Annotated in this window: 8 protein-coding genes; 2 read left to right on the top strand and 6 right to left on the bottom strand. The window is 62.7% G+C overall.

Going from position 1 to position 6290, the window contains the following annotated elements; translation table 11 throughout:
• Positions 1-79: 79 nt before the first annotated feature.
• Positions 80-346: a hypothetical protein gene (locus QMA15_RS25305; protein WP_007732799.1), complete on the bottom strand. Its 267-nt coding sequence runs from the start codon at positions 344-346 to the stop codon at positions 80-82.
• Positions 347-363: 17 nt separating this feature from the next.
• Between QMA15_RS25305 and QMA15_RS25300 the strand changes: the two genes are divergently transcribed.
• The gene (locus QMA15_RS25300) at positions 364-1062 is read left to right on the top strand and encodes a hypothetical protein (RefSeq protein WP_019748222.1); all 699 of its coding nucleotides are present in this window, start codon (positions 364-366) and stop codon (positions 1060-1062) included.
• On the opposite strand, the gene QMA15_RS25295 is transcribed toward QMA15_RS25300, so the two are convergent.
• The 3 genes from QMA15_RS25295 to QMA15_RS25285 form a co-directional block, all read right to left on the bottom strand.
• On the bottom strand, positions 1048-1728 hold the full coding sequence (locus QMA15_RS25295) for a PhzF family phenazine biosynthesis protein (protein ID WP_003942237.1): 681 nt from the start codon (positions 1726-1728) through the stop codon (positions 1048-1050). The genes QMA15_RS25300 and QMA15_RS25295 overlap by 15 nt on opposite strands.
• Before the next feature lie 80 nt (positions 1729-1808).
• Complete coding sequence (locus tag QMA15_RS25290) at positions 1809-2348, bottom strand: carboxymuconolactone decarboxylase family protein (protein WP_003942122.1); 540 nt, start codon at positions 2346-2348, stop codon at positions 1809-1811.
• A 2-nt stretch (positions 2349-2350) separates the two neighbouring features.
• Entirely contained in the window at positions 2351-2938 is a 588-nt protein-coding gene (locus tag QMA15_RS25285; protein ID WP_003942119.1) for a peroxiredoxin, read from the bottom strand.
• 229 nt (positions 2939-3167) lie between these two features.
• Between QMA15_RS25285 and QMA15_RS25280 the strand changes: the two genes are divergently transcribed.
• Entirely contained in the window at positions 3168-4088 is a 921-nt protein-coding gene (locus tag QMA15_RS25280) for a hydrogen peroxide-inducible genes activator (RefSeq protein ID WP_020907545.1), read from the top strand.
• Between the two features lie 28 nt (positions 4089-4116).
• Here the strand turns inward: QMA15_RS25280 and QMA15_RS25275 are convergent, their stop codons facing one another.
• On the bottom strand, positions 4117-5517 hold the full coding sequence (locus tag QMA15_RS25275; protein ID WP_060938488.1) for an FAD-linked oxidase C-terminal domain-containing protein: 1401 nt from the start codon (positions 5515-5517) through the stop codon (positions 4117-4119).
• A 77-nt stretch (positions 5518-5594) separates the two neighbouring features.
• Entirely contained in the window at positions 5595-6239 is a 645-nt protein-coding gene (locus QMA15_RS25270; RefSeq protein ID WP_279164302.1) for a hypothetical protein, read from the bottom strand.
• Between the last annotated feature and the right edge of the window lie 51 nt (positions 6240-6290).

Below are 6290 nucleotides of genomic sequence, written 5' to 3'. Positions count from 1 at the left end.
AGATTTCGCCGACGTTCGTCATGACCGACGATCAGGTCGCGGAGATGGCAGCAGGGATCCTCGCAGCTCTCGGATGAGTTCAGTTGCGGCGCCGGAAGAGTTTCTCGATTCGGCGCCGCACAGCGTTGGGTGCAGGTTCGAGTTCCAGAACCTCTTGTTCCGACTGCTTGGCGTAGGCCTGGGTGTACCGCTCGTGCAGTACCGAGCGAATTTCGTCCGGAGAGTAGGCCCGACGCTGGCGTTCGCCGCGCGCAACGAGAACCCCGGTGGCGGCAACGCCCATTGCACCGGCGAGGCCGACCAGTTTCCAAACGTGCGAGGCGCGCAGAGGAGTAGGGAGTTTCATCCCTCTACGCTAGAGGCATGGACCGACGATTGCTTTCGCAGGTGAGTCTCGAGGAGGCCGCCGCGGCGACCCGCACGGGCGACATCTGGATCTTCCGCGGAGAGTCGACGGCGGACCGGGCCATCCAGACGCTGACCAACAGCCCGGTGAACCACGTCGGAATGTCGGTCGTGATCGACGACCTTCCGCCGCTGATGTGGCATGCGGAACTCGGTCACTCGCTGCAGGACATGTGGACCGGACGCTTCCAGCGTGGTGTCCAACTGCACGATCTGCGATCGGCGGTTCAGGTCTGGGGCGCCAAGTACGGGCAGCGTGGATGGTTGCGCCAGCTCGACCACGAAGTCACCCGGGAGCAGGAAGACGCTCTGCTCAAGACGATCGCACGGCTGGACGGTACGCCGTTCCCGTCGACGGCGAAGCTTGCCTCACGCTGGTTCGGAGGCCGAATCCCGAAGCTGCGCAAGAAGTCCGACGTGTCCGCAGTGGCCGTCGAGAGCGCCTATTGCGCCGAAGTGGTTGCCAAGACCTATGAGGCGATGGGTCTGCTTGTCGGTAACCGTCGTATCAACTGGTTCGATCCGGGCAAGTTCTGGAGTGGAGATCAGTTGCCCCTCGCGCCGGGAGTTGCGCTCGGTGACGAGATCTCGGTGTCACTCAGCGCACGTGACCTCGAGGCCGGACGCAATCCCGCCGGGTACTCACAAGGTTCGTGACGGCTCGGCGACGACGCGGCCGCCGACTTCGAGCCACCCTTCCGGAGAGAAGGTGGTGTGAAGCACCGATCCGCGTCCCTGGGTGATGAGCAGTGATTTCCTCAACCGGTCCGTGATGCGCAGCGCTGCAGATCCGGTCGCCTCGTCCTCGGCGATTCCCATCACCGGTGCGAACATGCGTGCGCGGATGGCAGCTTCGAGCTTGTCCTGCCATGCCCACAGATACGAATGATCCGCCTCGTAGTCGGACGGATCTGCGTCGATGACGTCGTCGACCGTGTCCATCGGATAGATCGCGAATTCCGGTGCCCATTCGGCACGCGCGCGTACCCACGTCAAAGCGCCGGATTGGCGGACGTCGACACTGCCGGCAGGAACGTCGAGGGCGCTCACGCGACGGCCCTGTTCGCCCAGCCACCACGTGGCACCGACGGTCGGGTGTCCGGCGAAGGGGAGTTCTGCTGCCGGAGTGAAGATCTGGACCCGCGCACGTGAGGCGCCGTCATCCGGAACGTCGATGAAGATGGTCTCGCTGTAGTCGAGTTCCTTCGCGACGGCTTGTCGATCCGATTCTGCAACCGTGGACGCGTCGACGATTCCCAACGGATTCCCGTGCTTGCCGTTCTCGTCCGTGAAGACCCGGACCACACTCACCTCGATACCCATCGGTCCACCCTAGCGCGCGAAAAGCCCTCCCCACCTTCACGGTGGGGAGGGCTCGTCGAACTGCACTCAGGTCCGAGTGATCAGACCTGTGCGGCAGAGAGGATCTCGTTGGCTTCGACAGCCTGTGCGACGCCCGCGACGATGGAACCGGCGCGGATCGCTTCGAAGATGACCTCGCGGTCGACACCTTCCTGGCGGAGGGTGTTCTCGTGAGCTTCGAGGCAGTGGTTGCAGCCGTTGATCGCGGACACTGCAAGCGACCACAATTCGAAGTCGGCCTTGTCGACGCCCGGGTTGCCGATGATGTTCATCCGCAGGCCGGCACGAAGGTCGTCGTACTTACCGTCGAGGTAGCCCTTGGTGCGGTAGAAGACGTTGTTCATGCCCATGATCGACGCTGCGCCGAGAGCGGCGTTGTATGCCTCTGCCGACAGGTTGTCGGCAGCCTCGGAAGCAATCTCCTTGAGCGTGGACGCAGACTTGGTGGCTGCGGCCGTTGCGAGGAGCGTTCCCCACAACTGCTGCTCGTTCAGGACCGTCGTGCGCGCAATGGAACTCAGGTTGAGCTTGAGGTCCTTCGCGTACTCGGGAAGCGAGTTCTTGAGGTTCTCGACGCTCATACTCAGACGCTCGCAGTCAGAAGCTCGCCGGCGTTGATGGTCGGGTCGCCCTTCTTCCAGTTGCATGCGCACAGCTCGTCGCTCTGGAGAGCGTCGAGGACGCGGAGAACCTCGTCGACGTTACGGCCGACGGAACCGGCTGTGACGGAGACGAACTGGATCTCGTTGTTGGGGTCGACGATGAACGTCGCGCGGTCTGCAACGCCGTCGGCGTTGAGGACGCCGGTGGCCTCGGCAAGCTCACGCTTGAGGTCCGAGAGCATCGGGAAGGGGAGGGTCTTGAGCTCTTCGTGCTGTGCACGCCACTGGAAGTGCACGAACTCGTTGTCGACGGAAGCGCCGAGAACCTGAGCGTCACGGTCTGCGAACTCTTCGTTGAGCTTGCCGAATGCAGCAATCTCGGTGGGGCACACGAAGGTGAAGTCCTTGGGCCAGAAGAAGACGATGCGCCACTTGCCTGCGTAGTCGTCACTGGTGACGGTGGTGAAGTAGTCATCGGGCTGCTGGGCATCGACCTTGGACAGGTCGCCGCCGATGACAGCCGTGAGGTTGTAAGCGGGGAACTGGTCGCCGATTGTGAGCAGAGCCATGTGTCTCATTCTCCTACGTGTCTCGTGAACAGGAATTTCTTGCGCACACGATCCGGCTGTTCGGACTGTGACGGCCGAACGTGCTGGATCGAGAGGGTTTGTCACCGTCAGCGGGTCGGACGGTTTCGACTGGAGTGTCGAGGTTGTGACCGGCGCTTTTTGGTATGAGCCCATTCTGCATCAAACCGTTCAAAAGGTAAAGGTGATGGGTGGCACTACACTGATAGGCATGTCTGATCAGACTTATCAACCTTCCTTGTCACAGCTGCGTGCCTTTGTGTCGGTGGCCGAGTACCGGCACTTCGGTACTGCCGCAGCACGTTCCGGTGTGAGCCAACCCACACTGTCGCAGGCGCTGGCGGCTCTCGAGGCGGGACTAGGGGTCAAGCTGATCGAACGTAGTACGCGCCGCGTGCTCGTGACCGCGGACGGACAGCGCTTGCTCGGTCAGGCGAAGCAAATCCTCGAGGCTGCCGACGGTTTCGTCGCGAGCGCGGCCGGCTCCGGCGACTCTCTGACCGGACCGCTACGCATCGGGTTGATCCCGACCGTTGCGCCGTACATTCTTCCGGGGTTGTTGCCGGAGCTGCGCGAGAAGCTGCCGTCGTTGGCGCCGCAAATAGTCGAGGATCAAACGGCGCGCTTGCTTGATGCCCTGCGATCGGGAGCGCTCGACGTCGCGGTGTTGGCGCTTCCTGCCGGAACACCTGGCCTGGTGGAAGTTCCTGTGTACGAAGAGGATTTTGTTATGGTCGTGCCGAACGATCATTCCTTGGCCGGACGTGTCGATCTCACAGCGGACGTGCTCGACGCACTGCCGTTGCTCTTGCTCGACGACGGCCACTGCCTGCGCGACCAGACGTTGGATCTGTGCCGTTCGGTAGACGCCCATCCGCTTGCTGGCGACACGCGGGCTACCTCTCTCGCGACAGTCGTGCAATGTGTGGCCGGGGGACTCGGGGTGACTTTGGTCCCGGAATCGGCTGTTGCCGTGGAGGTTCGACGCGGGGACTTGTCGACGGCGCATTTCGCCTCGCCGGCTCCAGGTCGCACGATCGGCGTCGTGTTCCGCTCGTCGAGTGGCCGAGCAGAAGGATTCCGTCAGCTGGCCGAGCTGGTCCGTTCGGTCAGCCCGACGGTTCCTCGATGACGTAACTCGTTCGACGTCGACGTGAAAGCTAGTCGAGAGAGGCTTCTTTCACGGCAATGACGGCTCCGGGATTGAGAATTCCCAGCGGGTCGAGCGCATCCTTGACCTTGCGATTGAGGGCCATGACGTCTTCGCCCAACTGTGACGGCAGCCAGTCGCGCTTGAGTCGACCGACCCCGTGTTCGCCGGTGATCGTGCCGCCGAGCGCGATGGCGAGATCCATCACCCGTCCGAATGCGATCTGTGCGCGTTCGGACATGTCCGGGTCTGCGGGGTCGAAGACGATGAGCGGGTGTGTGTTTCCGTCTCCGGCGTGCGCCACCGTGCAGATCAGGACGTCGAGGTCGTCTGCGATGGCTTCGACCCCGGTTACCAGCTGCGGGAGTGCGCGCATGGGAACGCCCACGTCTTCGAGAAGCAGACTTCCCATCGCGAGCACTGCCGGGAACACTGCCCGCCGTGCCGCCGCAAAAGCGTCACCTTCGGCCTGATCATCGGTGGCGAATACTTCGGTGGCTCCGTTGTTTTCGCACGCCTGAACAATCGTCTCGATTTCCAGCACGCCTGCCGCGCCGGGTGCGTCGGACTGCGCGAGCAGCAGTGCGTGAGCCTTGCGGTTCAGACCCATGCGTACCGAATCCTCGACGGCATTGATGCTGGCATGATCCATGAACTCGAGCATCGCCGGACGCATGTTGCTGGTGATCGCCAAGACCGCGTCCGCAGCTTCTTGTACCGAGTCGAACGACGCGACGACGGTTGATGCGGGCGGCTGCGCGGGAATCAAACGCAACGTGATTTCGGTGATGATGCCGAGAGTTCCCTCACTGCCCACGAACAGTTTGGTGAGGGAGAGTCCGGCGACGTCCTTGAGAAGGGGACCTCCGAGGCTGACCGCTGTCCCGTCTGCCAGCACGACCCGGAGTCCGAGAACGTAGTCGGTGGTAACTCCGTACTTGACGCAGCAGAGTCCGCCGGCGTTGGTGGCTGCATTGCCGCCGATGGAACAGATCTCGAAGGACGACGGGTCAGGTGGGTACCAGAGTCCGTGCTCTGCGGCGGCTTTCTTGACCTCCGCATTCATCAAGCCGGGCTGAGTAACCGCCACACGGGCGACCGGGTCGATCGTGATCTGTCGCATTCGCTCGGTGCTGACCACTATGCAACCGTCGACGGCGCTGGATCCACCGGAAAGGCCCGAGCCTGCACCTCTGGGAACCACCGGTACGCGGTTGGCGGTTGCCCAGCGCATCACTGTTTGGATGTCTTCGGTGCACGTTGCGCGAACCACGGCAGCGGGATGGCCGGCGGTCGGGTCGGCGGCCCAGTCCTGGCGGTAGCCCGCGGTCACATCCGGATCCAGCAGGACGGCTCCCTCGGGGAGTGCCGCTACCAGTTCGTCCAAGGCGTGCGAATTTTCGACCGTCATCACTCCATCATGCGTCCGGCAGCGCCGCTGAGGTCCTGACTTGGTCAGATTTGGGCGCGGCACCGTTGCCCTGGCCCCTACCGGGCCGCATCTTCTGGCCAGCCGGGGTAGTTGGGGAGGACGAGGGGTGGGGCGAAGTCGGTGCTCATCCGGAGTCGACTCCCGTCGTGACGCGATTTGAACCAGTCAGAGCAAGTCTCCTGTTGCACACGGTCGCTGGTGGAGCTGGTGAATTTGTCGACGATCCAGCCGCCGAAGACGTCCCCTTCCGGTGCATTGCGGGGCCCTTCGAATCGAGGGTAGGGGGTAGCCGTAGAAGCGGTGTTGTGCATCCAGATCTCGTAACTACTGCTCGGGAGTCGCGACGAATCCGGTTTGCGGCCGTCGTAATCGGTATCGTAGGCGTCGGAGCAGGCGTAAGCGACGACGGTCGAATCGCCAGGGTATCCGGCGGGAATTGTTTGAATACTCAAGATCCGGTTGATGCTGGTACCTCGGTAGACGCGTGGTGGTGTGTCTGCGGGTTCTCCGTAGCGGCGATCGCTCGAGACCGTTCCACGAGTGTTCGCAGTGATTCTCGAGAACCCGTGGTAGGCGTCGCTGCGATCGCCACCACTGTCAACGATGTAGTCGGATTCTATGAATGCTCGGATTATGGTGGCCTCTTCGCTGAAGAGGTCGATGCCGGGGTCTGCGAGCCATTGGTTGTGATAGTCGGTCATGTAGCTCGGTAGTACATAGACGTTTGACGCGGCGGGCGTGGTTGTGGCGCT

The organism is Rhodococcus sp. APC 3903 (genome assembly GCF_030407755.1).
In the GTDB taxonomy this organism is placed as follows: domain Bacteria; phylum Actinomycetota; class Actinomycetes; order Mycobacteriales; family Mycobacteriaceae; genus Rhodococcus_F; species Rhodococcus_F erythropolis.
Note: the sequence above shows the minus strand (reverse complement) of the source record. Positions and strands in the feature narration are given on the sequence as shown.